The sequence below is a fragment of the Aquabacterium parvum genome, assembly GCF_001447195.1.
In the GTDB taxonomy this organism is placed as follows: domain Bacteria; phylum Pseudomonadota; class Gammaproteobacteria; order Burkholderiales; family Burkholderiaceae_C; genus Aquabacterium; species Aquabacterium parvum.
Window position 1 is genome coordinate 1 of the sequence record NZ_LFRI01000512.1, and the last position, 273, is coordinate 273.

Annotated in this window: 1 protein-coding gene; it reads left to right on the forward strand. The window is 58.2% G+C overall.

Annotated features, from left to right (window positions below):
• Positions 1 to 88: 88 nt before the first annotated feature.
• A complete protein-coding gene (locus ABG80_RS23870; protein ID WP_268761009.1) occupies positions 89 to 211 on the forward strand; it encodes a hypothetical protein in 123 nt (40 codons plus the stop codon).
• Positions 212 to 273 lie beyond the last annotated feature (62 nt).

The window sequence follows — 273 nt, forward strand, 5'->3', positions numbered from 1 at the left end:
AAAGCCTACTTGGATAGGTGGGAGGTCATCCGAGCCGAGAAAACGGCTCTGAGGCCTTTTTTGGTGACTTTGACGGTGAAGAACGGTGATGACCTGGCTGAACGCTTTAAGCACCTTCATAGAGCCCAGCGCGAGCGATGGAAACGCCGGCAACGTGGTCGCGGCTCTGTGCTCGATGGTGTTGTGGGCGCTGTTTGGTCATACGAAGTGAAGCGGGGAGACAACTCGGGCCAGTGGCACCCGCACCTGCACATGATCGCCTTGGCCGAGGTC